The organism is Pseudomonas sp. CH61 (genome assembly GCF_059429415.1).
This window is the reverse complement of the sequence record NZ_CM182098.1, coordinates 1,104,702-1,125,901: the sequence shown is the minus strand read 5'-3', so window position 1 is coordinate 1,125,901 and position 21,200 is coordinate 1,104,702. Positions and strand designations below refer to the sequence as shown.

The window sequence follows — 21,200 nt, the reverse complement described above, 5'->3', positions numbered from 1 at the left end:
CTCAAGAGTCACCACCAAAACCACCCGGTTCCGCCCCTGCGACACCCCGCCACGCCACGACCTTGGTCGACACTGACTAACCGCCCCGCGCATGCGAGACTGTCCGCCCGGGCAGGAGTGCCGGGGAGTCTTTTGTCGGGAGTGTTGCATGTCGCTGTCCACCGGGCTGATCGCCGCCGTCGCCCTGGCCTATATGGCCATCATGTTCGCCATCGCCTTCTACGGCGACCGCCGCAGCGCGCCGTTGCCGCCGCGCATGCGTGCCTGGGTGTACAGCCTGTCGCTGGCGGTTTACTGCACCAGCTGGACGTTCTTCGGCGCAGTCGGTCAGGCGGCCGAACAACTGTGGTCATTCCTGCCGATTTACCTCGGGCCGATCCTGCTGTTGGTGGGCGCGCCGTGGGTTCTGCAAAAAATGGTGATGATCAGCAAACAGGAGAACATCACCTCCATCGCTGACTTCATCGCTGCACGCTACGGCAAATCGCAATCGCTGGCGGTGGTCGTGGCGCTGATCTGTCTGGTCGGCGTCCTCCCCTACATTGCCCTGCAACTCAAAGGCATCGTCCTCGGCGTAAACCTGTTGATCGGTGCCGGTGCCGACGCCATGGGCACTCGCGCCCAGGACACCGCGCTGATCGTGTCGCTGGTGCTGGCGCTGTTCACCATCGTTTTCGGTACGCGCAACCTCGACGCCACCGAGCACCACCGGGGCATGGTGCTGGCGATTGCCTTTGAGTCGCTGGTCAAACTGTTCGCGTTTCTCGCCGTCGGCGCCTTCGTCACCTATGGCCTGTATGACGGTTTCGATGACCTGTTCAACCAGGCCATGCTCGCCCCGCGCCTCGAGGAATACTGGAAAGAAACCATTAACTGGCCGTCGATGGTGGTACAAACCGGCGTGGCGATGATGGCGATCATCTGCCTGCCCCGGCAATTTCACGTCACCGTGGTGGAGAACATCGATCCGCAGGATCTGCGTCTGGCCAAATGGGTGTTTCCCGCTTATCTCGCTTTGGCAGCGCTGTTTGTAGTCCCGATCGCCCTGGCCGGTCAGATGCTGCTGCCCAGCGACGTGCTGCCCGACTCTTTCGTGATCAGCCTGCCACTGGCGCAGGCGCATCCGGCGCTGGCGATGCTGGCGTTTATTGGCGGCGCGTCAGCGGCCACGGGCATGGTGATTGTCGCCAGCGTGGCGTTGTCGACCATGGTTTCCAACGACATGCTGTTGCCGTGGTTGCTGCGCCGCAATAACGCCGAGCGCCCGTTCGAAGTGTTCCGCCAGTGGATGCTGTCGGTGCGGCGCGTGAGCATCGTGGTGATTCTGTTGCTGGCGTACGTCAGCTATCGCCTGCTCGGCTCGACCGCGAGTCTGGCGACCATCGGCCAGATCGCCTTCGCTGCGGTGACCCAATTGGCACCAGCGATGCTCGGAGCCTTGTACTGGAAGCAGGCCAACCGCCGTGGTGTTTTCGCCGGGTTGGCCGCGGGTACATTCCTGTGGTTCTACACGTTGATCCTGCCGATTGCCGCGCACAGCCTTGGCTGGTCGCTAAGCAGTTTTCCGGGGCTGGCGTGGTTGCACAGTAATCCGCTGAACCTGCCGATTACCCCGCTGACCCAAGGTGTGGTGCTGTCGCTGGCGGGTAACTTCACGCTGTTTGCCTGGGTCTCGGTGCTGTCGCGTACGCGGGTGTCTGAGCATTGGCAGGCCGGGCGCTTCATCGGGCAGGAGATCAGCGCACGGCCAAGTGCGCGGTCGATGCTGGCGGTGCAGATCGACGACTTGCTGCAACTGGCCGCGCGTTTTGTCGGTGAGGAACGTGCGCGCCAGAGCTTCATTCGCTTCGCCTATCGCCAGGGCAAAGGCTTCAACCCGAACCAGAATGCCGACGGCGAATGGATCGCCCATACCGAGCGCTTGCTGGCCGGTGTGCTTGGCGCTTCTTCGACGCGCGCCGTGGTAAAAGCCGCCATCGAAGGTCGGGAAATGCAACTGGAGGATGTAGTCCGCATCGCCGACGAAGCTTCCGAGGTACTGCAGTTCAACCGTGCCTTGCTGCAGGGGGCGATCGAGAACATCACCCAAGGCATCAGCGTGGTCGACCAGTCGTTGAAACTGGTGGCCTGGAACCGTCGCTATCTGGAACTGTTCAACTACCCGGACGGTTTGATCAGCGTTGGCCGACCGATTGCCGACATCATCCGCTACAACGCCGAGCGCGGTTTGTGCGGCCCCGGTGAAGCGGAAGTCCACGTTGCCCGGCGTTTGCACTGGATGCGTCAGGGCCGCGCGCATACCTCTGAACGTTTGTTCCCCAACGGCCGGGTGATCGAGCTGATCGGCAACCCGATGCCGGGTGGCGGTTTCGTCATGAGTTTCACCGACATCACCGCGTTCCGCGAAGCCGAACAAGCGCTGACCGAGGCCAACGAAGGGCTGGAGCAACGCGTCAGCGAACGCACCCAGGAACTGTCGCAACTCAACGTCGCACTGACTGAAGCCAAGGGCACTGCCGAGGCGGCCAACCAGTCGAAAACCCGCTTCCTCGCGGCAGTCAGCCATGACTTGATGCAGCCGCTGAACGCCGCTCGACTGTTCTCCGCCGCCCTCTCCCACCAGGACGACGGTTTGAGCAGCGAGGCGCAGAAACTGGTGCAACACCTCGACAGTTCGCTGCGCTCGGCCGAGGACTTGATCAGCGATCTGCTGGATATTTCCCGCTTGGAAAACGGCAAGATCAATCCGGATCGCAAGCCGTTCGCCGTCAATGAGTTGTTCGACATTCTCGGTGCCGAGTTCAAGGCGCTGGCCCAGGAACAAGGTTTGACCTTCCGTGTGCGCGGCAGTCATTTGCGTATCGACAGCGACATCAAATTACTGCGACGGATTCTGCAGAACTTCCTTACTAACGCCTTCCGTTACGCCAAAGGTCCGGTGCTGCTGGGTGTGCGTCGACATGGCGGCGAACTGTGCCTGGAAGTGTGGGATCGCGGACCGGGTATTCCAGAAGATAAACAACAGGTGATTTTCGAGGAATTCAAACGCCTCGACAGCCATCAGACCCGCGCCGAAAAAGGCCTCGGGCTGGGTTTGGCAATTGCCGATGGTTTGTGCCGTGTACTCGGGCATACCTTGCGTGTGCGTTCGTGGCCGGGGCGCGGCAGTGTGTTCAGCGTCAGCGTGCCGCTGGCTCGCTCACAAGCCGTGCCGGCGAGCGCCGCCGTTGAATTGAATGGCAAATTGCTGAGCGGCGCGCAGGTGCTGTGCATCGACAATGAAGACAGCATTCTGATCGGCATGAACAGCCTGCTGAGCCGCTGGGGTTGTCAGGTGTGGACGGCGCGCAACCGTGAGGAATGCGCGGCGCTGCTGAGTGACGGCGTGCGACCGCAACTGGCGTTGGTCGACTATCACCTCGACCACGGCGATACCGGCACCGAGTTGATGGCGTGGTTGCGCACCACGTTGGGCGAGCCGGTGCCGGGGGTGGTGATCAGTGCTGACGGGCGACCGGAGATGGTTGCGCAGGTGCATGCGGCGGGGCTGGATTATCTGCCGAAACCGGTGAAGCCGGCGGCGTTGCGGGCGTTGTTGAGTCGGTACTTGCCGCTTTAAAGATGTGTTTACTGCAGCGGCCTCTTCGCGAGCAGGCTCGCTCCCACCTTTGGAATGCATTTCACTGTGGGAGCGAGCCTGCTCGCGAAGCTTTTCGGGTTATTCGGGTTATTCAGGGAGTTCGACGAGGCCATCGACATCGGTCATCGCCCGCTCCAGCAAGTCCGCCGGCAAACTCTTGCTCGCCCGCGCACCAAGCAATTTCAGCTGTTCACTGCGACTGACCAGATTACCGCGCCCCTCTGTCAGCTTGTTGCGCGCAGAACTGTAGGCTTTATCCAGCTGTTGCAGTCGATTGCCAACCTCGTCGAGATCCTGAATAAACAGCACGAACTTGTCGTACAGCCACCCGGCGCGCTCGGCGATTTCCCGAGCATTCTGACTCTGGCGCTCCTGCTTCCACAGACTGTCGATCACCCGCAACGTCGCCAGCAATGTCGTCGGGCTGACGATGACGATGTTGCGGTCGAAGGCTTCCTGGAACAGGCTCGGTTCGGCTTGCAACGCCGCCGAAAACGCCGCTTCGATCGGCACGAACAGCAAAACGAAATCAAGGCTGTGCAAGCCTTCCAGACGCTTGTAGTCCTTGCCGGCCAGGCCTTTGACATGATTGCGCAACGACAGCACGTGCTGCTTGATTGCGATCTGCCCGAGAGTGTCGTCGTCGGCAGCCACGTATTGCTGATACGCGGTGAGGCTCACCTTGGAGTCCACCACCACCTGCTTGTCGCCCGGCAGGTAAATGATCACATCAGGCTGGAAGCGCTCGCCATCCGGGCCTTTGAGATTGACCTGAGTCTGGTACTCGCGGCCCTTCTCCAGACCGGCGTGTTCGAGCACCCGTTCGAGAATCAGCTCACCCCAGTTGCCTTGGGTTTTCTGGCCTTTGAGGGCACGGGTGAGGTTGGTGGCTTCGTCGCTCAGACGCAGGTTGAGCGCCTGCAAGCGCTCCAGCTCCTTGGCCAGCGAGAAACGCTCGCGGGCCTCGGCCTGATAACTTTCTTCGACACGTTTTTCGAAGGACTGAATACGTTCCTTGAGCGGGTCGAGCAACTGACCGAGGCGTTGCTGGCTGGTCTCGGCAAAGCGCTGCTCGCGCTCATCGAAGATCTTCCCGGCCAGCTCGGCAAACTGCGCGCGCAGTTCATCGCGCGAGCCTTGCAAGTCGTCGAGGCGTTGCTGGTGGCTTTCCTGTTGCTCGCGCAGTTCGGCGTTCAGTGAAGCAGCCTGTGCGTCGAGGCGGCGCAGTTCAGCTTCCTTGTTGGCGCGTTCGAGGTTCCAGGCGTGGGAAGCATCGCGGGCGTCGTCGCGCTCGATCTGCAGCAGTTCGACTTCCCGGCGCAGAGCGGCCAGATCCGCCTGCTTGGCGGCATTGGCCTGGCCGAGATCGGCAACTTCATCGCGGCTGGCGTCGAGCTGCGCGTTAAGCCCATCCTGCGCCAGTTGTGCCATGGCCAGGCGTTCTTCGAGCAGGGCGACCTCGGCCTGCCCATTGCTCGCCCGGCGTTGCAGTTGCCAGGCCAATGCCAGCAGTGGCAATCCCGCCCCTGCAAGCCCCAGCAATACGCTGGTCAAGTCCATCGCCATAGCCATTCCCGCCGATCTTATAAAGCCTGAAGGTTAACCAAGGTGTCAGGTCTTGGACAGCTCAGTCTTCGAGCAGACCGAGTTCCTGTTGCGCGCGACGGTCGCCGGCGCGGGCGGCCTGGCGCAGCAGATCCTGACCGATGCGACGGTCCCGTGCGTTACCGCACTCGCGGCACATCAATTGGCCGAGGCGGCTTTGCGCAACCACCACGCCATCACGCGCCGGTTGTTTGAGCAGGCGACCAGCGAGGTGTTTGGCGTTGTGACTGTCGCTCAGGCGCGGGCTGTCGAGCAGCCATTCGGCAACGCGAACGGAAAAGCGCTTGGGCGGGATAACAGGAGGAGTTTGTGAGGTAACAGAGTCTGATACTGAGCGAAACTTCATAAAGCACTGTGGGACAAATCGGAAGGCGCGCCACTCTACTCTCTTTTTCTTACAGGTAAAGTCGAAAAACAACCCGGCACGCCCGTCCTAGAGCAAGCGCTCGGGACAATCCACAGAAGCTGTGGATAACTCAGTGGACAACCGTCCTCCAACCCTCGCAAAGCCTTATGGAATGGGGCTCGCAGTCAAACTGACGATTTTTTCACCAACAAAAAAAAGCGATGTTTTTCATTGACTTAAACTTTCGATGCAGGCAGCCACTGGAGTCAGGAATGATGTGACAGCGCCGTTACAGCCTGCGCAACTAATGTGCACAAGTACCTGTTACCCGGTTATATCGATGCGCTTTTTCGGGTCGTTTTAGCCGTCGGACTGGGAATAAAACGGCCAGGCCCCAGGGTTGATCAACATTTCTTCAGCGACCGACGGTTATGAAATGCGCCAATTACGGGCAATTTCAGCAAAGGGCAAAGCAGGCTGAGTCTGTGCCTGCAATCTTTTTTTGCGCGAAGTTTGCTTTACCCATTTCGATCCGTTAGTATCCGCGGCGTTAGTACCAAGCTGAAAGTCAATTCCGGTCGAACACATCCCCACGGTCAGCCTTCTACCAAGAAGCCCTACCGAAAAAAGCGGGAACGACCCCTCGATGGTTTCCAGGTAAACCTTGCGACGACACTGCCTTCGAATGATGCGAAGGGTGTTGCGAAGACCACTTACTCTGACCGAACCAACCTGCAAATTGATCAGGATCTTCACCCCGGGCCCAGAACCTTTGCCCTTGATGTGTTGCCTGCCCTCCTAAGTACCTACCTGCCAGCCCAAGCGCGCCAACTTAATTGCGCTTCAAACTGGCTGCTTTGTTCCAGTCGGGTTCTTCGTTCGACCAATGGTGGTCGACGTTACTGGAACGTTTTAACGTTGCACGGTTCTTATCCGTGTCATTTGTAGGAACACCTAATAACTATGTCTACTCAAATCCATACTCAGGATGCCATTCGCACCCTAACCAACGCTTTTGCACCAATGAACTGCCTGATCATGGCCGCTCGCAAAGGCTGCTTCAGCTTCACACTGGTCAACGAACACGGTATCGCCCGCCACAGCGAGCGTCTGTACCCCGATCAATACTCCAGCGCTGAACCGCTGCAGGCCGTGATCGATCGTACCCGTCAGGCATTGATTGCCTGAGAGCCGAAAAGGCTGCAAAAGCAAAAGCCTCGCACAAAATGCGGGGCTTTTTATTGCCCGATGTTTCACTTTTAGCCGTTGGCGCTTAAGTACCAACGGATATAACGGTTATAACTCGAAGCCGGAAATATTTTAAAAACAGGCCTTTACGTCGCGAATATGACACTACACTTCAACTCAAGCGGCGTAATCCGCTTGCGGCGAGCCTGAACCGATCCACAGCTGCCAAGCCCCCCTTCAGGACTCGCCATTAATAACAAGAACCGAGGGTTTTATGGGTATCGCTGCCAGCGAACTGTGCCGCTACGTGATCCGTCCTACGTTGATCTATCTGGGACGCCACAGCGCGACTGCCGAATCTCTGCTGCTGGGCATCGCCGCCAGTCAGTCAGCCCTGGGTTCCGCCCTGCATGACCGCCGTGGCCACGGCCTCTACCGCATTGCCGAGCATCGCCATCAAGCCCTTTGGGATGATTACCTGGCACTCGATCCCGAACGTGCCAGCCTGGTTCGCGGCCTCGCCAGCCAGCATGCGTTCCTGACCGGCCCGCACCTGGAACTGACGGTCAATCTGCGTTACGCCACGGCCATTGCCTGGCTGCTGGTGGAAGAACAAAACCCCACCCTCCCCGATTGCAACGATTTGCTGGGAATGGCGCGTATCTGGCGCCAGACCTTTCAACCCCAAGGTCGCCTGCGCGACTTCACTTACGCTTGGCACACCTGTGTTTCAACGGTGAATCAGGTCGCTTGCTGACCGACCGGTTTCAGAAGATCGCCCAACAGGACGCGATTCTGGTCGGATTGTCCTACAAAACCGCTCTAACTCAAGGCATACGGACTATAGCGCTGGGACGAAAATGTTGGTAATTTTCGCCCCGGTGATCACCAGGAGTTCTAATAATGAAAAAAGTCATGCTCAAAACCACCCTTAGCCTCGCCGTTACCATGGCATCCACCCAGATCTTCGCAGCTGGCTTTGCCATCAACGAACACAGTATCAGCGGGATGGGCACCGGTTACGCTGGGCGATCTTCTTCTGCCGACGATGCAAGCACTGTTTATGGCAACCCTGCCGGCATGTCGCGCCTCAAGCGCGAACAAGTCACTGGCGGTGTTGCATTCCTCGATGCAAAAACCGATATCAGCGACGCCAGCTCCAGCCCTAACGGCGGCAGCAACAAAGGCGACATGGTGCCCTTCACCTCCGTACCTATGGGCTTCTACGTCAAACCGATCGATGATCATTGGGCATTCGGTCTCGGCGTTTACGTGCCGTTCGGCCTGATTACCGACTACGAAAACAACTTTGCCGGCCGTTATTTCGGCAGCAAGTCCGAAGTTCAGGTCATCACTTTCCAGCCAACCGTCAGCTACGCTTTCAACGACAAGGTATCGATCGGCTTTGGTCCGACCATCAACCGCATCGACGGCACGCTGGAATCCAACCTGTCGATCACTCAGGCCGCGCCGGATGGCAAGGTCAAGATCAAGGGTGACGACACCGCGCTGGGCTACAACATCGGCGTGCTGGTACAAGCCACTGACACCACTCGCCTGGGTCTGACTTACCACTCGAAAGTCGACTACAAGCTCGAAGGCAACACCAAGGTCAACTACGGTGTACTGGGTGCAATCGGTCTGGGCGCCAACCAGAAGTACGATGCTTCGCTGAAGATCACCACGCCTGAATCCGTCGACTTCTCGGTCACCCAGGCGATCAACGATCGCTGGAACGTGTATGCCGGTTCGACCTGGACCCGCTGGAGCCAGCTGGAAAAAATCACCGTCAAGAACTCCGGTGTGCAGCCGCTGCTGGCCGGTCAATTCGGTGAAATCACCGAAGACCAGAACTGGCACGACTCCTGGGCTTATGCCTTGGGTACTTCGTACCAGCTGAACAAGGAATGGGTACTGCGTACCGGTCTGACCTTCGACCAGTCGCCGACCAATAACGAAGACCGCTCGCCACGCATTCCGACTGGCGACCGCACCATCTTCAGTATCGGTGCCGGCTGGAGCCCGACCGACGACCTGACCATCGACGTCGCTTACTCGTACCTGAAGGAAGAGTCGGTGAAGATCCGCAACGAAAACAACCGTGGCCAGAGCTACGACGCCAAGTATGAAAACTCGGCAAACGGTTTCGGTGTCGGCGCTACTTACCGCTTCTGATGCTGCGCGGCGAGGCTAATTCCTCGCCCACAAAAAAGCCCCGCTCTCTTTGCAGAAAGCGGGGCTTTTTTGATGCCTTGATTTCGCTCACCACCACAACACAATTCCCATGTGGGAGCGAGCCTGCTCGCGAACGCGGTGTATCAATCAATACACATGTCGACTGGCAGACCGCTTTCGTCGGAACGCCGCCCGGAGCAGGCTCACTCCCACAAAAAACTCAGTGCATCAGGGTTTCAGCGGTTTCGAGGCAATAGCCTTTTCAATCGCAGCAATAAACTCCGGATCATCAGGCTTGGTCAGGCTGGAAAAATTGGCGATCACCTTGCCCTGGCGATCGACTACGTATTTGTAGAAATTCCACTTCGGTGCGCTGCTCTGTGCCGCCAGCACCTGAAACAGATGCGTAGCGTCATCACCACGAACCTTTTGCGGCTCGGTCATGTTGAACGTCACGCCGTAGTTGGCGTAGCAGACCTTGGCAGTCTCGGCGCTGTCCTTGGACTCCTGCTTGAAGTCATTGGAAGGCACGCCGAGCATTTGCAGCCCTTGACCTTCGTAGCGCTTATGCAGCGCCTCCAAGCCTTCGAACTGCGGCGCGAAACCGCAGAAGCTCGCGGTATTGACCACCACCAACGGCCTGTCGGCGTACTGCTTGCACAGATCGATGGATTCCTTGGCTCGCAGCTTGGGCAGCGAGCCTTGCAGCAATTCGGGACAGTCAGCGGCCTGAGCCAGTCCAGTCAACGCCATCAGCAACGCGGGAACAGCACACCAGCGCATCAGCATGTCGAACATCCTTGAGCAGTCGTCAGAGTTTGACGTTACTCGCCATGCTTGTTTCTAGCAAATGCTCATGCCCAACTGCATCAACGCCAGTCCGCCCTGATGCCAGCCCCACCACACCAGCGCCAGCAATGCGGCGCCAAGTGCGGCGATGACGATACGTGGCCAGAGTCGGCTCATGCGGCGCTCGCAGCGGCTTGCAGGCGCGCGACCGGCCGTTCGCGCACCGGCCAGTTCAGCGCGGCCGCCAGCAGGCTCAAAAGTATCGCCACTTGCCAGATCAAGTCATAACTCCCGGTTCGGTCATACACCACCCCGCCCAGCCAGCCGCCGAGGAACGAACCCAGCTGATGGAACAGAAACACGATGCCACCGAGCATGGATAGATTTCGTACGCCGAACAAGGTTGCCACCGTACCGTTGGTCAACGGCACCGTCGACAGCCACAGGAAACCCATCGCCATGCCAAACAGGTAGGCCGATGAGGTCGTCACCGGCAGCCACAGAAACAGCACGATCACCACCGCACGCAACAAGTACAACGCTGTCAGCAGACGCGGCTTGGACATGCGCCCACCGAGCCAACCGGCAGTGTAAGTGCCGAAGATATTGAACAATCCGATCAACGCCAGCACCGTCGTACCAACGCTGGCTGGCAGATGCTGATCGACCAGATACGCAGGCAGGTGCACGCCGATGAACACCACCTGAAAACCGCAGACGAAAAAGCCGAATGCCAATAACCAGAAACCCGAATGCGAGCAGGCTTCGCGCAGCGCTTCGGACAGCGTCTGTTCATGCCCAAGCACCGGCAACGGCTTGTCCTTGAGCATGCTCACCAGCGGCACGATCAGCGCCACCAGCAGGCCCAGCACCAGCAACGCCGCCGACCAGCCGAGCCAGCCGATCAGGCCCAGCGTGCCCGGCAACATGGCGAACTGGCCGAAAGAACCGGCGGCACTGGCAATGCCCATACCCATGCTGCGTTTTTCTGGCGGCACGGCCCGGCCCACGACACCGAGGATCACCGAGAACGAAGTACCAGAAAGGCCAATACCGATCAGCAGACCGGCGCTCAGCGACAGCGTCACCGCCGAATCAGACAGACCCATGCACACCAGACCCACCGCGTAGAGCACCCCACCGATCAGCACCACTTTTGCCGCGCCAAAGCGGTCAGCCAATGCGCCGGTAAACGGTTGCGCCAGGCCCCAGATCAAGTTCTGCAGAGCAATGGCAAAGGCGAACACCTCACGCCCCCAACCGAACTGCGCGCTCATCGGTGACAGGAACAAGCCGAAACCGTGCCGCACGCCCAATGACAACGCGAGAATCAGCGCACTCCCGACCAACACCCAACCGCACGTACGCCACATCGATGTCATTGTTGTTCTCCGCTTGCGGGTATATACCCGCTTGAGTTTGGAAAAAACCGGCCTCAGGCCAGTTCATCCAGCAATCTGAGCAAGGTTTCACGCTTCTCGGCACCCAGTCGGTCGATCAACCGCTGCTGTGCCGCTTCCCAGGCCGGCAGTGCCGCTGCCAGGCGTTGCACGCCAGTCTCGGTGAGTTTGACGATGCGGTTACGCATGTCCTCGCCCTCGGCCAGCGCCACCAGCCCCTCGCCTTCCAGCACCCGCAAGTTGCGCCCGAGGGTGCTGCGATCCAGCCCCATAGCTTCGGCGAGTTCCGAGATGCTCGGTTGATCCAGACGTTGCAGGTTGCACAGCAAAGAATACTGGGCAACGTTGATCCCGAAGCCGTCGAGAGCGCCGTCGTAATGCCTGCTGACGCCACGAGCGGCGCGACGCAGGTTGGTGCACAAACACTGAGAAGGAAGCATGATGCGTGTATATACCCGCGACTGTGTTAAATCAAGTTACAGATGAGTTTACCCATAACATTTGTGGCGCCTGACACACCGCTATCGCGAGCAGGCTCACTCCTACAGGGGAGCGCGGCCAACTGTAGGAGTGAGCCTGCTCGCGATGAGGCCGGCATGACCAGTAGAAATCCATCAGACCAAAACCAATCCAGCCAGCACCACCATCTCCAGCAATTCCAGCAACGCCCCCGCCGTATCACCGGTCGTCCCGCCCAACCGCCGCATCATCACCTGCCGCAGCCAGACAAACACCCCGACAGCGATCAGCAACGCGGCAACCGCGCTAAAACCGGCGATCAGCAAGCAGCCCAGCGCACTTGCGCCCAACACCCACCACCCGGCCTTGCGCGGCAAATGATCCGCCAACGCCTGCCCCAACCCGCCCGCGCGCACATACGGTGTAGTCAGAAACAACCCGAGCAACGCCGCCCGTCCGAGCAATGGCACGATGATCAACGCCAGCCCATGCCCCTGCTCGATCAACGCCAGCAACGCAGCAAATTTGAGCAACAACACCAACACCAGCGTGACCACCGCAATCGGCCCGCTGCGCGGGTCCTTCATGATGGTCAACGTACGCTCGCGATCACCAAAACCGCCGAGCCAGGCATCGGCGCTGTCGGCCAGACCATCAAGGTGCAGTGCACCGCTGAGCAGCACCCAAACCGTCAACAGCAATGCCGCATGCAGAAACAACGGCGCGCCGCTCAAGGCGAGATTCAGCGCCCACAGGATCACCCCGAACAGCAGCCCCACCAACGGATAAAACAGCAGCGACCGCCCCAGTTGCTCCGGCTCAGGCATCCCCGGCAAACGAATCGGCAGGCTGCTGAGAAATTGCAGGGCGATCCACAGCGGCAACATGTCAGCAACCTTCCTTGAGTGAACCGTCAGCCTCGATCGTCAGCGCAAACAACGCGCCGTGAGCGACCTCGACATTGAGCAACTGCTCGCGTGGCAACCCGCGTGCTTGCGCCAGCAACAAACGCATCACGCCGCCATGACTGATCAGCAACACTCGCTCACCGGCGTAAGCACTGTGCAGGCGCGCAACCGCTGCCAACACCCGAGCGGAAAACTCGCTGACCGGCTCACCCTGCGGCGGCGTAAACGAATACGGATCGGCCCAGAACAACCCCAAGGCCTCAGCATCGGTCTCCATCAACGCTGCCGCGCTCTGCCCTTCCCACGCACCGAAATGCAGTTCCTGCAGATCCTTGTCCAGATGCACTGACAGGTTCAGTTGCTCACCCAGCTCTGCGGCAAACCGCGCGCAACGTTGCAACGGCGAACTGACGATCCGATCCCACGGCCCGCCCTCGACCACCGCCGCACGCATTTGCGTCCAGCCCTTTTCGGTCAGCGCATCGTCGAGGCTGCCGCGCAAACCACCACCGAGCTCAGTCTCACCATGGCGCAGCAGATCCAGATGCAAGGTCATGCCGGACGATCCGCCACCGCTGCTTCGGCGAATGTCGCCATCTGCCCGTGCAGATCACAGGCCAGACGCAACAATGGCACCGCCAGCGCCGCGCCACTGCCCTCGCCCAGACGCAAACCGAGTTCCAGCAACGGCTCGGCAGCGAGGGTTTCCAGCACATGACGATGGCCCGGCTCGGCACCGCGATGACCGAACAACAACCACTCGCGGCAAGCCGGATTCAAACGCACCGCGACCAGCGCCGCGACCGTGCAGATAAAACCGTCGACCAGCACCGCAACGCCTTCTTGAGCCGCCGCCAGATACGCACCGACCAGTGCGGCGATTTCAAAACCGCCCAGATTGAACAGGGTCTGCAAGACATCGCCACGCTGCGCTGCATGCAACGCCAGCGCGCGCTCGATCACTTGCGCTTTATGGCTGACGCCTTCGGCATTCAACCCGGTACCGGGACCGGTCAGATGCGCCACCGGGCAATCGAGCAAGGCGCAGGCCAGCGCACTGGCTGCCGTGGTGTTGCCAATGCCCATTTCGCCACCGATGAACAACTGCGCGCCCGCCGCTTTCGCTCGCAGCAGACTGTCGCGACCGGCCTGCAAGGCGAGTTCGCCCTGGGCCTGAGTCATCGCCGCACCCTGAGCGAAGTTCTCCGTACCCGCGCCAATGTTCAAATGACGCACACCCGGCAGGTTCAGCGCTGGATTCACGGTGCCCAGATCGACCACTTCCAACTGCGCGCCAAGCTGACGTGCCAGCACGCTGATCGCCGCGCCGCCACTGACGAAGTTGAGCAGCATCTGCCCGGTGACTTCCTGCGGGAACGCCGAAACCCCTTCTGCAACCACGCCGTGATCACCGGCAAAAATCGCGATCCACACTTGCGCCAGCGTCGGTTTGACCTGGCCTTGCAGGCCGGCCAGTTGTACGGCCACCGATTCGAGACGACCAAGCGACCCCGCCGGTTTGGTCAATTGCTGCTGCCGCGCCGCCGCTTGTGCAACGACGTTGAGATCGACCGGTTTGCACGGGTTCAGCCACCAGGTTTGAGTCATAACGCAGGTCCTTTCAGAGTCAGGGGCAGGCCGGCGACGGTCAGGACAACACGCTGACAACGCTCGGCCAGAGCTTGATGCAGCCAACCGGCTTCATCGACGTAGCGGCGAGTCAATTCGCCCAGCGGCACGACACCCATTCCGGTCTCGTTGCTGACAAAAATGATTTCTCCCGGCAAAGACGCCAGGCAGTCGAGCAAGGCTTCGCGCTCGGCAGCGAGGCGTTCGGCGTCATCGAGCATCAGCAGATTGGTCAGCCACAGGGTCAGGCAATCGACCAGCAGGCAACGCTCGGCGCTGGCGCTTTCGCGCAAAACGCGGGCCAGTTCCAAGGGTTCTTCAATGAGTGCCCATTCGACGGGACGGCGGGCGCGGTGATGGGCGACGCGGTCGCTCATCTCGCCATCCAGGGGTTGGCTGGTGGCGATGTAAGTCACGGCCAGGCCGCTATCGCTGGCGAGTTTTTCGGCCAGGCGACTTTTGCCGGAGCGGGCGCCGCCGAGGATCAGTTGGAGCATGGGTTCATCCAGGAAAATTCAAGTGAGGCAAGCGCCGCTTTCGCGAGCAGGCTCGCTCCCACAGGGTTATGAGTTGTACTCAAAATGTATGGCTAACCGCATTCACTGTGGGAGCGAGCCTGCTCGCGAAGAGGCCCGTACAGGCAATTCAAATCCCACAGAGCCGACGCAACAACCCAGTATCCAGATGCTTCTCCACCAGATCCGCCAGCCGCTCGATATCACGCTCGCGCAAGCCGTGATAATCCACCTGCTGCACATCGCTCAACCCGGCCCAGCGCAGCAACGCCGCACTCGCCGCCGGCGATTCAAACAGGCCATGCAGATACGTGCCGAACACCTGCCCATCAACACTCTGTGCACCGTCGCAACGGCCATCATCCAGATGCACCGCAGCGTTTTCCAACGCCGGTCCGCTGGTCACGCCGGCATGAATTTCATAACCGCTGACGTCGGCATCGTCCAGCGCCAACCGTCCACGCACATTGCGCAACTGCTTCTCGGCTTCAAGTGTGGTTTCGAACGCCAGCAAGCCCAAACCGGCACTCGTGCCCGGCGCACCTTCGAGGCCGAGCGGGTCATGAACCTGCTCGCCGAGCATCTGCAGACCGCCGCAAATCCCCAGCACTTTGCCGCCGTAACGCAAGTGCCGAGAGATCGCCGTATCCCAGCCATTGGCACGCAAATAGGCCAGATCACTGCGCACGCTTTTCGAGCCCGGCAGGATGATCAGGTCAGCAGCAGGAATCGCCTGCCCCGGCCCGACAAATTGCAGATCGACCTGCGGATGCAGACGCAGTGGATCGAAGTCGGTGTGGTTGCTGATGCGCGGTAGCACCGGCACCACTACTTTCAGCACTTGTTCGGCCTTGTCGGTCTGGCGCTGGTCGATGCCGTCCTCGGCCTCAAGGTGCAGATCCATCACGTACGGCAGCACGCCCACCACCGGTTTGCCAGTGCGTTGTTCCAGCCAGTCAAGGCCCGGTTGCAGCAAGGCGATGTCACCGCGAAAACGGTTGATGATGAAACCTTTGACCCGCGCCTGCTCACTCGGCGAGAGCAACTCCAGGGTACCGACCAGATGGGCGAAAACCCCGCCACGGTTGATGTCGGCAATCAGCAGCACCGGGCAATCCACGGCTTCGGCAAAGCCCATGTTGGCGATGTCGCCGGCGCGCAGATTGATCTCGGCCGGCGAACCCGCGCCTTCGACCATCACCAGCGGATACGCGACGCTGAGTCGCTCGTGAGAAGCCAAAACAGCTTGCATCGCGATGGCTTTGTAGTCGTGGTACGCCACGGCATTCATCGACGTCACCGCGCGACCATGAATGATCACTTGCGCGCCGGTGTCGCTGTTCGGCTTGAGCAGCACCGGGTTCATGTCGGTGTGCGGTTCGAGAAATGCGGCCTGCGCCTGCACCGCTTGCGCGCGGCCGATCTCGCCACCGTCTGCCGTTACCGCGCTATTGAGCGCCATGTTCTGCGGCTTGAACGGAACGACTGCCACGCCCTGCCGGGTTGCCCAGCGGCACAGCGCCGTCACCAGTGTGCTTTTACCGGCATCGGAAGTGGTGCCCTGCACCATCAGGGTGGTCATGGGTGATCCTTGGCAAAAGCGCTTAAAGCGTGTTCGAGACGCGCCTCTTCAGCCGCATCGGCGGGCAGGCCAAAGCGCAAACTGCTGTTTTGGGTGAAGAGGCGCAGGAGAATGCCGCGACGGGCCATGAATGCGTGCAGCACTTCGGCATGCTCGGTGATCAGCCACTGGAACAACGCGCAACCGCCATGCGGCTTGAAGCCGTAGCGCTCAAGCAACGCCGCCAGCCGCTCACTGGCTTCATCGCTGCGAATCCGTTGGCGAGTGTGCCCTTCGGTGTCTTGCAGACACGCCTGCCCGAGCACCCGCGTCGGCCCGCTCACCGCCCAAGGCCCGACCTGTTCGGCGAGCAGTTTGAGCAACCTGCGCTCGGCCAGGACAAAGCCCAGACGCACCCCGGCCAGCCCGAAAAACTTGCCGAACGAACGCAACACGATCAGCCCGACTTGATGGGCATGCGGGGCCAGGCTCAGTTGCGGCGTGTTATCCATGAAAGCTTCATCGACCACCAGCCAGCCACCGCGCCGGGCGAGCCGCGCATGCCAGTCAAGCAGGCGTGCCGGGGTCAGGCTCAGGCCGGTCGGATTGTTCGGATTGACCACCACCAGCACGTCGAGGCTATCGAGAAAAAATTCGACTTCCTGCTCCAGCACTTCACGCACGATGTAACCGCTACGGCGCCAGGCTTCGGCATGCTCGGCATAACACGGTGACAACACGCCGACTTTGCCGGCCCGGCGCAAGCGCGGCAGCAACTGAATGGCCATTTGCGAACCGGCCACCGGCAGCACTTGCGCGGCACCGTAGTAATCGCACGCGGCTTGCTCCAGACCGTCATCGGTTTCCGGCAGGCGCGCCCAGGCACGCAGCGGGATTTCCGGGATCGGGAATGGCCACGGCGCGAGGCCGCTGGACAGGTCGAGCCAGTCAGCCTCGGCAATGCCGTAATCGAGTGCCGCCTTGCGCAGCCGGCCACCGTGCTCAAGCATAGAATTCAGCCCCCACGCAGAGAATCAGCAACCATAACCATACGCCGCGCTGGACCAATTGCCAGCCACGGTCGATGGAATCTGCGTCAGCCGCTGCGCCCTCGCCAAGCTGCGGACGGTCGTGAAGTTCGCCGTGGTAAATCGCCGGCCCACCCAACTCCACGCCCAGTGCACCGGCACCGGCCGCCATCACGGGACCTGCGTTGGGGCTATCCCACTTCGGCGCCTGTGTGCGCCAGCACTTCAGCGCGAGTCGGGTTTTGCCCAGCAGCGCATAGGTCAATGCCACCAGACGCGCAGGAATGTAGTTCAACACGTCGTCGATTTTTGCTGCGGCCCAGCCGAATCGTTCGAAACGTTCGTTGCGATAGCCCCACATCGCATCGAGCGTGTTGCTCAAGCGATAGAGCACCACGCCCGGCGCACCCGCCACGACAAACCAGAACAGCGCGGCGAACACCGCATCGCTGCCGTTTTCCAGCACCGACTCGGTGGCAGCGCGAGCGACGGCAGTGCTGTCGAGTTCATCGGTCTGGCGGCTGACCAGGTAGCCAACACGCTTGCGTGCCTCGTCCAGATCATCTGCGCGCAAAGCAGCGGCCACCGGCGCGACATGTTCGCCGAGGCTGCGCATGCCGAGGGCGCAATACAACGCAAGAATTTCGACGACCCAGCCCACGTACGGCGCCCAGGAAAGCGCCGTGGCGAGCAAGGTCAACGGCAGCACCGCGATCACCCACGCAGTGACGCCATGGCTGCGCCAGCCCCGGCCACCGGCGTTGAAACGTTGCTCGATGCGCCCGGCAAAATTGCCGAACGCCACCAGCGGATGCCAGCGTTTCGGTTCACCGAGCAGCGCATCCAGCGCCACTGCGGCGACACTCAACAACGCCACACTCATTGACTCACTCCCCAATAATTTTCGTACAGCAACTCATTGAGCGGACGCGCTTGCGCCCACCCTTCGAGTACCAGCATCGGCGCCGGATAGAATTCCTTGACCGGACCCAGGCATAAAACCGCCAGAGGTTTTGCACCTTCGGGCAACTTCAACAGATCAGCCAGTGCCTGTGGCTCGAACAGTGAAACCCAGCCCATGCCCAGACCTTCGGCGCGCGAGGCCAGCCAAAGATTCTGGATCGCGCAGGACAGCGAGGCCATGTCCATTTCCGGCAGCGTGCGGCGACCGAAGATGTGTTTTTCGCGATCGTCCATTAACGCGGCGACCAGCACTTCGGCGCAGTCATGGATACCTTCGACCTTGAGTTTCATGAACTCGTCACTGCGCTCGCCGAGGGCTTCGGCGGTGCGGATGCGTTCTTCTTCCACTAGGTTCTGGATCTGCCCGCGCAGGTTGCGGTCGCTGATGCGGATAAAGCGCCAAGGCTGCATCAGGCCGACGCTTGGGGCCTGGTGGGCGGCTTCCAAGAGTCGGCGCAGCAGATCCGGCTCGACCGTGCCGCCAGTGAAGTGGCGCATGTCGCGGCGTTCGGCGATGGCTTTATAGACGGCTTGGCGCTCGGCTTCGGAGAATGCGTTGTTGGTCATGGCCTCTTCGCGAGCAGGCTCGCTCCCACAGGGGATTGCATTGCTTCAGTCACCACTGTTTCAACTGTGGGAGCGAGCCTGCTCGCGAAAGCGACTTCGGAGTCAGGCGCAAACAGTGCAGCGACAGCCGCCGGATTCGACGGGAAATAAAAGTGCACATAAGAAGCCGTCATCCGCCCTTCCCGATAAACCGCCTCGGCCCCACGCCCACCATTCGGGCTCAAACCCCGTGCAATCGGCGCCAGTTCGGTAGTCGTCAGCGAATGATGATAAGTGTGCCCACGCAGCGAACCTTCCGGCAGATCGACCGCTTGCAGGGCCAGTGCCGCCAGACGCTTCTGCATCACCGCATCGCCCTTAAGCAGCCCAACCAACTCAGCGCGAGTGCCTTCAACGTCAGTCAAAGAATCCAGCAGATAAAGCATCCCGCCACATTCAGCGAGCAACGGTTTCCCCGCCGCATGATGCGCACGAATCGCCTCCAGCATCACGGTGTTCTGCGACAACGCAACGTGGTGCAGTTCCGGATACCCACCGGGCAAATACAGGCTGTCCGCCTCAGGCAATTGCGAATCACGAATCGGCGAGAAGAAACTCAACTCGGCGCCCATCGCGCGCAGCAGATCCAGACTCGCGCCATAAGTGAAGGCAAACGCCTCATCACGGGCGACGGCGATTCGCACATTCTTCAGCAGCGGCTCTACCGCAATGACGTCCGGCGCGGCGAACTCCACGGCCGGTGGCAGCGCTACCTCGCAACTGCTGGCCAATGCATCGGCGGCGGCGTCGAGGCGCACATCCAGATCATTCAGTTCACTGGCCTGGACCAGACCGAGATGGCGGCTCGGCAATTCGATGCCGGTCTCGCGGGACAATGCGCCGTACCAGCGCAAACCTTCCGTGAGACTGCCTTCGAGCAATTGCGCATGACGCAAAGTGCCAACGCGGTTGGCCAACACACCGGCAAACGGCAGATCCGGCTGATACTTGGCCAAGCCGAGCGCCAGCGCACCAAAGGTCTGCGCCATCGCCGTGCCGTCGATAACTCCGAGCACCGGTACACCAAAATGCCGCGCGAGATCAGCACTGGACGGCGTGCCATCGAACAGGCCCATCACGCCTTCAATCAGAATCAGATCCGCCTCGGCAGCGGCTTCCCATAACAGACGACGACTTTCCTGCTCGCCGACCATCCACATGTCCAATTGATACACCGGCGCACCGCTGGCGCGCTCGAGAATCATCGGGTCGAGAAAGTCCGGGCCGCATTTGAACACGCGCACTTTGCGTCCCTGATTGCGATGCAAACGGGCCAGTGCGGCGGTGACGGTGGTCTTGCCCTGACCGGAGGCCGGCGCGGCAATGAGGACCGCCGGGCAGTGACGTGGTTGATTCAAAGTTCGACGCCTTTCTGCGCTTTGATGCCGGCCTGGAAGGCGTGTTTGAGCATGCCCATTTCAGTCACGGTGTCGCCCATTTCGATCATTTCCTGCTTGGCCGCGCGACCGGTGACGATCACGTGCTGCATCGGCGGACGCGCCTGCAAATCGCTGAGCACCTGATCGAGATCGAGGTAGCCGTGTTTGAGGGCGATGTTCAGTTCGTCGAGCACCACCAGACCGATCGACGGATCGCGCAGCAGCTCACGGGAAACCGCCCACGCGGCTTCGGCAGCGGCGATGTCGCGCTGACGATCCTGGGTTTCCCAGGTGAAGCCCTCGCCCATCACGTGGAAGCGAACCTGCTCAGGGAAGCGGCGGAAAAACAGCTCTTCGCCGGTGCTATTGCGGCCCTTGATGAACTGCACCACACCGCACTGCATGCCGTGGCCCATGGCGCGGGCGAGCATGCCGAACGCCGAGCTGCTTTTGCCTTTGCCATTGCCGGTCAGCACCAGCACCAGACCGCACTCGTCGGGTGAGTTGGCGATGCGTTCGTCGATCACGGCTTTTTTGCGCTGCATACGCGCCAGATGGCGTTCGTCGCGCTCGGGGGAATCAGTCATGGGGGAGCTCTCCGTTGAGGCTGGATAACGGCGGGCAGGCACAAGAATAGACGGCAAAAAGCCTGGCATCGCCCACCGTGATGCCGCTGGATGGATCAGGCCGGTCTCCGGGCTCATGAGCGGCGTTTCGCCTGACTGCGCGCCTTCCCGCTTCTTTCGAGGCAGTGGCTCAAGGCGCAGTTTTTACTCATTTACCGTTGCGGGGGCAGCGCCGGGATCGTGGTGGTTCTTCGCTTGAAGACAACCCTCACCGGCTTCCCTGTTTCACTCTGTCGACGCAGGTCACAGAGCACCTGAAACAAGCCGCGAAGGTTAGAGGGTTGGGGGTGGAGCGTCAATTAAAGAGGCGGCCATCGGGCGAATAACTGCCGCTGATCAATTCTCTGCCGCCAATCTTGTGCCACACTGATACAAATGATATC

General features: G+C 60.6%; 21 protein-coding genes and 1 riboswitch. Of the genes, 4 read left to right on the top strand and 17 right to left on the bottom strand.

Annotated features, from left to right (window positions below):
• Positions 1-148 precede the first annotated feature (148 nt).
• On the top strand, positions 149-3,619 hold the full coding sequence (locus AC5SEM_RS05125) for a hybrid sensor histidine kinase/response regulator (RefSeq protein WP_495472306.1): 3,471 nt from the start codon (positions 149-151) through the stop codon (positions 3,617-3,619).
• 108 nt (positions 3,620-3,727) lie between these two features.
• Here AC5SEM_RS05125 and AC5SEM_RS05120 read toward each other — a convergent pair whose 3' ends face one another.
• The 3 genes from AC5SEM_RS05120 to AC5SEM_RS05110 form a co-directional block, all read right to left on the bottom strand.
• Positions 3,728-5,092 carry a DNA recombination protein RmuC gene (locus tag AC5SEM_RS05120; RefSeq protein WP_187677502.1) on the bottom strand — a complete coding sequence of 455 codons (1,365 nt, stop codon included), beginning with the start codon at positions 5,090-5,092 and terminating at the stop codon, positions 3,728-3,730.
• 175 nt (positions 5,093-5,267) lie between these two features.
• The gene (locus tag AC5SEM_RS05115) at positions 5,268-5,591 is read right to left on the bottom strand and encodes an SEL1-like repeat protein (RefSeq protein ID WP_212622659.1); all 324 of its coding nucleotides are present in this window, start codon (positions 5,589-5,591) and stop codon (positions 5,268-5,270) included.
• 429 nt (positions 5,592-6,020) lie between these two features.
• The gene (locus tag AC5SEM_RS05110) at positions 6,021-6,347 is read right to left on the bottom strand and encodes a hypothetical protein (RefSeq protein WP_495472305.1); all 327 of its coding nucleotides are present in this window, start codon (positions 6,345-6,347) and stop codon (positions 6,021-6,023) included.
• 207 nt (positions 6,348-6,554) lie between these two features.
• Between AC5SEM_RS05110 and AC5SEM_RS05105 the strand changes: the two genes are divergently transcribed.
• The 3 genes from AC5SEM_RS05105 to AC5SEM_RS05095 all read left to right on the top strand — a co-directional run bounded on the left by AC5SEM_RS05105 (position 6,555) and on the right by AC5SEM_RS05095 (position 8,954).
• Positions 6,555-6,779 (top strand): hypothetical protein, encoded by a 225-nt coding sequence (locus tag AC5SEM_RS05105; protein ID WP_034156218.1) that lies wholly within the window; start codon positions 6,555-6,557, stop codon positions 6,777-6,779.
• Between the two features lie 274 nt (positions 6,780-7,053).
• Positions 7,054-7,536 carry a hypothetical protein gene (locus tag AC5SEM_RS05100; RefSeq protein ID WP_034156219.1) on the top strand — a complete coding sequence of 161 codons (483 nt, stop codon included), beginning with the start codon at positions 7,054-7,056 and terminating at the stop codon, positions 7,534-7,536.
• 146 nt (positions 7,537-7,682) lie between these two features.
• The gene (locus AC5SEM_RS05095) at positions 7,683-8,954 is read left to right on the top strand and encodes an OmpP1/FadL family transporter (protein ID WP_495472304.1); all 1,272 of its coding nucleotides are present in this window, start codon (positions 7,683-7,685) and stop codon (positions 8,952-8,954) included.
• Positions 8,955-9,182: 228 nt separating this feature from the next.
• Here the strand turns inward: AC5SEM_RS05095 and AC5SEM_RS05090 are convergent, their stop codons facing one another.
• From AC5SEM_RS05090 to cobO, 14 genes are all read right to left on the bottom strand, one after another.
• Positions 9,183-9,743 carry a thioredoxin domain-containing protein gene (locus AC5SEM_RS05090; RefSeq protein WP_116032318.1) on the bottom strand — a complete coding sequence of 187 codons (561 nt, stop codon included), beginning with the start codon at positions 9,741-9,743 and terminating at the stop codon, positions 9,183-9,185.
• 54 nt (positions 9,744-9,797) lie between these two features.
• Positions 9,798-9,920, bottom strand: a complete 123-nt coding sequence (locus tag AC5SEM_RS05085) for a hypothetical protein (protein ID WP_256587114.1) — start codon at positions 9,918-9,920, stop codon at positions 9,798-9,800.
• Positions 9,917-11,125 (bottom strand): MFS transporter, encoded by a 1,209-nt coding sequence (locus AC5SEM_RS05080; protein ID WP_212622662.1) that lies wholly within the window; start codon positions 11,123-11,125, stop codon positions 9,917-9,919. Before AC5SEM_RS05080 ends, AC5SEM_RS05085 begins: the two co-directional genes overlap by 4 nt.
• Before the next feature lie 53 nt (positions 11,126-11,178).
• A complete protein-coding gene (locus AC5SEM_RS05075) occupies positions 11,179-11,583 on the bottom strand; it encodes a MarR family winged helix-turn-helix transcriptional regulator (protein WP_007919794.1) in 405 nt (134 codons plus the stop codon).
• A gap of 174 nt (positions 11,584-11,757) precedes the next feature.
• Positions 11,758-12,489 (bottom strand): adenosylcobinamide-GDP ribazoletransferase, encoded by a 732-nt coding sequence (locus tag AC5SEM_RS05070; protein ID WP_495472303.1) that lies wholly within the window; start codon positions 12,487-12,489, stop codon positions 11,758-11,760.
• Position 12,490: 1 nt separating this feature from the next.
• On the bottom strand, positions 12,491-13,066 hold the full coding sequence (cobC, locus tag AC5SEM_RS05065; RefSeq protein ID WP_123592713.1) for an alpha-ribazole phosphatase family protein: 576 nt from the start codon (positions 13,064-13,066) through the stop codon (positions 12,491-12,493).
• Positions 13,063-14,118, bottom strand: coding sequence for a nicotinate-nucleotide--dimethylbenzimidazole phosphoribosyltransferase (cobT, locus tag AC5SEM_RS05060; RefSeq protein ID WP_495472302.1), 1,056 nt, complete (start codon positions 14,116-14,118; stop codon positions 13,063-13,065). The genes cobC and cobT overlap by 4 nt, the downstream gene beginning before the upstream one ends.
• The gene (cobU, locus tag AC5SEM_RS05055) at positions 14,115-14,636 is read right to left on the bottom strand and encodes a bifunctional adenosylcobinamide kinase/adenosylcobinamide-phosphate guanylyltransferase (RefSeq protein WP_123592711.1); all 522 of its coding nucleotides are present in this window, start codon (positions 14,634-14,636) and stop codon (positions 14,115-14,117) included. Before cobU ends, cobT begins: the two co-directional genes overlap by 4 nt.
• Before the next feature lie 148 nt (positions 14,637-14,784).
• Positions 14,785-16,236, bottom strand: coding sequence for a cobyric acid synthase (locus AC5SEM_RS05050; RefSeq protein ID WP_495472301.1), 1,452 nt, complete (start codon positions 16,234-16,236; stop codon positions 14,785-14,787).
• A complete protein-coding gene (gene cobD / locus AC5SEM_RS05045) occupies positions 16,233-17,225 on the bottom strand; it encodes a threonine-phosphate decarboxylase CobD (RefSeq protein WP_495472300.1) in 993 nt (330 codons plus the stop codon). The genes AC5SEM_RS05050 and cobD overlap by 4 nt, the downstream gene beginning before the upstream one ends.
• The gene (cbiB, locus tag AC5SEM_RS05040; protein WP_371043198.1) at positions 17,218-18,126 is read right to left on the bottom strand and encodes an adenosylcobinamide-phosphate synthase CbiB; all 909 of its coding nucleotides are present in this window, start codon (positions 18,124-18,126) and stop codon (positions 17,218-17,220) included. Before cbiB ends, cobD begins: the two co-directional genes overlap by 8 nt.
• Positions 18,123-18,773, bottom strand: coding sequence for a 5,6-dimethylbenzimidazole synthase (gene bluB / locus AC5SEM_RS05035; RefSeq protein WP_495472299.1), 651 nt, complete (start codon positions 18,771-18,773; stop codon positions 18,123-18,125). Before bluB ends, cbiB begins: the two co-directional genes overlap by 4 nt.
• Entirely contained in the window at positions 18,770-20,170 is a 1,401-nt protein-coding gene (locus AC5SEM_RS05030) for a cobyrinic acid a,c-diamide synthase CobB (RefSeq protein ID WP_495472298.1), read from the bottom strand. Before AC5SEM_RS05030 ends, bluB begins: the two co-directional genes overlap by 4 nt.
• Positions 20,167-20,778, bottom strand: coding sequence for a cob(I)yrinic acid a,c-diamide adenosyltransferase (cobO, locus tag AC5SEM_RS05025; RefSeq protein WP_495472297.1), 612 nt, complete (start codon positions 20,776-20,778; stop codon positions 20,167-20,169). Before cobO ends, AC5SEM_RS05030 begins: the two co-directional genes overlap by 4 nt.
• Positions 20,779-20,859: 81 nt before the next feature.
• Positions 20,860-21,090, bottom strand: a riboswitch (cobalamin riboswitch).
• Positions 21,091-21,200 lie beyond the last annotated feature (110 nt).

What these genes read in the sequence shown, in the direction of transcription:
- AC5SEM_RS05090 (WP_116032318.1), bottom strand. Translation starts at nt 9,743, where the DNA reads ATGCTGATGCGCTGGTGTGCTGTTCCCGCGTTGCTGATGGCGTTGACT.
- bluB (WP_495472299.1), bottom strand. Translation starts at nt 18,773, where the DNA reads ATGACCAACAACGCATTCTCCGAAGCCGAGCGCCAAGCCGTCTATAAA.
- cobO (WP_495472297.1), bottom strand. Translation starts at nt 20,778, where the DNA reads ATGACTGATTCCCCCGAGCGCGACGAACGCCATCTGGCGCGTATGCAG.
- AC5SEM_RS05050 (WP_495472301.1), bottom strand. Translation starts at nt 16,236, where the DNA reads ATGACCACCCTGATGGTGCAGGGCACCACTTCCGATGCCGGTAAAAGC.
- cobC (WP_123592713.1), bottom strand. Translation starts at nt 13,066, where the DNA reads ATGACCTTGCATCTGGATCTGCTGCGCCATGGTGAGACTGAGCTCGGT.
- AC5SEM_RS05100 (WP_034156219.1), top strand. Translation starts at nt 7,054, where the DNA reads ATGGGTATCGCTGCCAGCGAACTGTGCCGCTACGTGATCCGTCCTACG.
- AC5SEM_RS05080 (WP_212622662.1), bottom strand. Translation starts at nt 11,125, where the DNA reads ATGACATCGATGTGGCGTACGTGCGGTTGGGTGTTGGTCGGGAGTGCG.
- AC5SEM_RS05095 (WP_495472304.1), top strand. Translation starts at nt 7,683, where the DNA reads ATGAAAAAAGTCATGCTCAAAACCACCCTTAGCCTCGCCGTTACCATG.
- AC5SEM_RS05105 (WP_034156218.1), top strand. Translation starts at nt 6,555, where the DNA reads ATGTCTACTCAAATCCATACTCAGGATGCCATTCGCACCCTAACCAAC.
- cobT (WP_495472302.1), bottom strand. Translation starts at nt 14,118, where the DNA reads ATGACTCAAACCTGGTGGCTGAACCCGTGCAAACCGGTCGATCTCAAC.
- AC5SEM_RS05115 (WP_212622659.1), bottom strand. Translation starts at nt 5,591, where the DNA reads ATGAAGTTTCGCTCAGTATCAGACTCTGTTACCTCACAAACTCCTCCT.
- AC5SEM_RS05075 (WP_007919794.1), bottom strand. Translation starts at nt 11,583, where the DNA reads ATGCTTCCTTCTCAGTGTTTGTGCACCAACCTGCGTCGCGCCGCTCGT.
- cobU (WP_123592711.1), bottom strand. Translation starts at nt 14,636, where the DNA reads ATGCTCCAACTGATCCTCGGCGGCGCCCGCTCCGGCAAAAGTCGCCTG.
- AC5SEM_RS05070 (WP_495472303.1), bottom strand. Translation starts at nt 12,489, where the DNA reads ATGTTGCCGCTGTGGATCGCCCTGCAATTTCTCAGCAGCCTGCCGATT.
- AC5SEM_RS05085 (WP_256587114.1), bottom strand. Translation starts at nt 9,920, where the DNA reads ATGAGCCGACTCTGGCCACGTATCGTCATCGCCGCACTTGGCGCCGCA.
- AC5SEM_RS05125 (WP_495472306.1), top strand. Translation starts at nt 149, where the DNA reads ATGTCGCTGTCCACCGGGCTGATCGCCGCCGTCGCCCTGGCCTATATG.
- cbiB (WP_371043198.1), bottom strand. Translation starts at nt 18,126, where the DNA reads ATGAGTGTGGCGTTGTTGAGTGTCGCCGCAGTGGCGCTGGATGCGCTG.
- cobD (WP_495472300.1), bottom strand. Translation starts at nt 17,225, where the DNA reads ATGCTTGAGCACGGTGGCCGGCTGCGCAAGGCGGCACTCGATTACGGC.